The organism is Vicinamibacteria bacterium (assembly GCA_035620555.1).
Lineage (GTDB): Bacteria > Acidobacteriota > Vicinamibacteria > Marinacidobacterales > SMYC01 > DASPGQ01.
Map to the genome: position 1 here is coordinate 1 of DASPGQ010000810.1, position 2,821 is coordinate 2,821.

The following is a 2,821-nucleotide window of genomic DNA, read 5'->3' on the forward strand; positions in this document are numbered from 1 at the left end:
GGCTCATGTTCGGCACGATCGACAAGCCCGAGAACGAGAAGTTGAAGGACGTGGACTGGCGCGAGCAGGCGACGCTTCTGCCCATCGTCGCGCTCTGCATCTGGATCGGCGTCTACCCCAAGCCCTTTCTCGAGCCGCTGCGCGTTCCCGTCCGTCAGATCGTGGAGCGCATCGAGCCCACGAGAACGGTCGAAGTCGAGGAGATCGAGAGCGAGATCGCCGAGCCAGCCGAGACGCAGCGGAACGCGAACGCGGGCAACTAGCACGTAATTGCCTCTAAAAGGCCCTTCGCGTCGCGCGCGCTGGGCCCTCCTCACGAGCCTCGGCATCACGTTCCCCGTCTCCATCACCCTCGGGGGAGCGGTGGGCTACGTGATCGACAAGCGGTTCGGAACGCTCCCAATCTTCTCCGCCATCTTCCTCGTCATGGGCATCGCGGCCGCCTTCGTCAATTTGTTCCGGACGCTCGCGCAGTTCGAGAAACTGGACGAAGACGAAGGCGACGGCGATGACGAGTAGCGCCCTCTCCCCCGAGCGCCGCCTTCTCCGAAACGCCTGGGCCATCGTCGCGGTGATGAGCCTCGCCGGCCTCGCCTTCGGACCATCCATCGCGGCGTCGGTCGCGGCGGGCGGGGTCCTCTCCGCTCTCAACGTCGAGGGGATGGCGCGACTCGTAGGCGCCCTCACGTCGCGGACGCCCCGCCGGGGCACCTGGCTCGCTCTCTTCTGGTTGCTTTTTCGCTACCTCTTGTTGGCTATCGCCTTGTTTGTTATATTTAGCGTTTGGCATGCCAACGTGATCGCCGTCGCCATCGGGCTTTCCGCTCCGGTGGCGGCCATAATCCTGGAGTGGGGCTTTTATAGCACAAAAGACACGGAGAGTTAGCGCCGCCGCGCCTTCGAAATCCCCACTAAGACATCCCATCGCCTACTGAGTATGGAGCAGTTCGAGCATCATTCGGCCATCGGAACGATTCTGGAGTCCGTCTTCCACATCCACGTTCCCGACCACGTCGTGATGGCGGTCTTCGTCGCCCTCCTGTTGAGCGGCTTCGCCGTCTGGTTCCGAAGGCGGATCAGCGTGGAGAATCCGGGACGGATCCAGTTGTTGCTCGAGGCGGCCGTCGGCGGTCTCCTGGGCATGCTCGAAGAGAACGTCGGCCACAAGGGCCGGGAGTTTCTCGGTCTCGTGGGAACGCTCGGCCTGTTCATTCTGATTAGCAATCTCCTCGGGCTCGTTCCGTTCTTCTCTTCGCCCACCGTGTCGCTCAACATGCCCGTCGGCTGCGCGCTCGTCGCGTTCATCTATTACAACTACCAGGGCATTCGCGCGCACGGATTCGGAGCCTACTTCAAGCACTTTCTCGGGCCGGTGCTGCCCCTCGCCGTCATCATGTTTCCCATCGAGATCATCAGCCATTTGAGCCGCATCCTGTCGCTCTCCATCCGTCTGTTCGGGAACATCTTCGGCGAGGAGCTCGTGGTGCTGGTGCTCGGGAGCCTCATTCCCTTCGTGATCCCCGTGCCGATGATGCTCTTCGGCGTGTTCGGGAGCCTGTTGCAAGCGTTCGTGTTCGTCATGTTGACGATGATCTATCTCGGTGGCGCCGTCGCCGCGGAGGAGCATTGATCCTTAGGAGGAAAATTGGTGACTAGAAAAGTTCTGACGACTGCCTTCGTGTGGAGCGGTTTCCTGTTCCTGGCGGCTCCGCTGTTCGCCCAGGGCTCCGACGTCTGGACGCCCGAAGTCTACAAGTGGGCGATGATCGCGGGCGGCGGCGCTCTCGCGATCGCGGCAGCGATGGGCGCGATCGGTCAGAGCCGCGCGGTGGCGGCGGCCTGTGACGGCATCGCGAGAAATCCCGGGGCCTCTGCCCAGATTCGTTTCGCCCTCTTGCTGGGCCTCGTGCTGATCGAGTCTCTCGTCATCTACGTCTTCGTCATCTCGCTGAGCATCTTCTTCGTGAAATGGGGTGCCGCCTGATATCCGGCATCAGCGCTCCTTCTTCCGCCCGAGCCACAAGTAGGTGAGACTCGCGTAGGCGGGGAAATACTGCGCGAAGCCGAGCCAGAAGCTGTAGCTCCCCTCATCCATCGCCAGATAGGTGAGGGGAGCGGTGGCGGTGAAAACGAGCCAGCCCCGGTTCCGTGAGTAGGCCGCGAGATACCCGATCGCGACGAACCACCACGGCAGCACGAACGGCGCCAGGAACAAGAAGGCGCCCACGGCGACGAGTGCTCTTTCGGGAAGCCTCGAGGTGTCGTCCTCGAGACCCATCGCCGCTCGGATCGCAACGATCAAGAAAACCACCAGGGCCACACCGAGCGCGAACGAAGGATCGCGGGTCACGAGAAATCGGCAGACGGTGACGAGGCCCGGAGCGAGGCTCGCCCCGGTGTAGTCGCCCGGGATCGTTGGCCAGCCCTTGAGCCACCACATCCCGGCGCCCAGGGCGAGAGAAACGACGACCCGCGGGCCGAGCGCTCGTCCCATCAGTGGAATCGTGGCGAGAACGGGAAGCGGTCCCCCGAGACTGGCTCCGTAGACGAGCGCCGCCAGCCACTCCTGTCCTCTTTGCCGAAGCGCGAACGCCGAGACGAGACCCAGGAGCGCGAGAGCTTCCAGACGAGCCTCGGCGGCGAGCTCGGTGATGACGAGCGGGTTCCACCCGTGGACGAGCACGAGCCCGAGCGGAAGCTTCGCCCGCCGCAGCAACGCGAGCCCCACGAGGAGCGCGAGGACATCGGCTCCGGCGACCCCCGCCCGCGGAAGCTCCAGCGGCTGCTCGAGGAGGAACGCGCCCGCCCGGAACGCCGCCGA

At 64.0% G+C, this 2,821-nt stretch carries 6 protein-coding genes; 5 read left to right on the forward strand and 1 reads right to left on the reverse strand.

From position 1 onward, the window contains the following. The 5 genes from VEK15_32350 to VEK15_32370 form a co-directional block, all read left to right on the forward strand. Positions 1–263, forward strand: a 263-nt coding sequence (locus VEK15_32350) for a hypothetical protein (GenBank protein HXV65432.1), incomplete at its 5' end; no start/stop codon positions are given. Between the two features lie 7 nt (positions 264–270). Next, complete coding sequence (locus VEK15_32355; protein HXV65433.1) at positions 271–519, forward strand: AtpZ/AtpI family protein; 249 nt, start codon at positions 271–273, stop codon at positions 517–519. Beyond that, entirely contained in the window at positions 509–886 is a 378-nt protein-coding gene (locus VEK15_32360) for an ATP synthase subunit I (protein HXV65434.1), read from the forward strand. Before VEK15_32355 ends, VEK15_32360 begins: the two co-directional genes overlap by 11 nt. Positions 887–937: 51 nt before the next feature. Beyond that, positions 938–1,630 (forward strand): F0F1 ATP synthase subunit A, encoded by a 693-nt coding sequence (gene atpB, locus VEK15_32365; GenBank protein HXV65435.1) that lies wholly within the window; start codon positions 938–940, stop codon positions 1,628–1,630. Between the two features lie 18 nt (positions 1,631–1,648). Beyond that, a complete protein-coding gene (locus VEK15_32370; protein ID HXV65436.1) occupies positions 1,649–1,984 on the forward strand; it encodes an ATP synthase F0 subunit C in 336 nt (111 codons plus the stop codon). A 9-nt stretch (positions 1,985–1,993) separates the two neighbouring features. On the opposite strand, the gene VEK15_32375 is transcribed toward VEK15_32370, so the two are convergent. After that, the coding region (locus tag VEK15_32375) for a hypothetical protein (GenBank protein HXV65437.1) at positions 1,994–2,821 on the reverse strand (828 nt) is incomplete at its 5' end.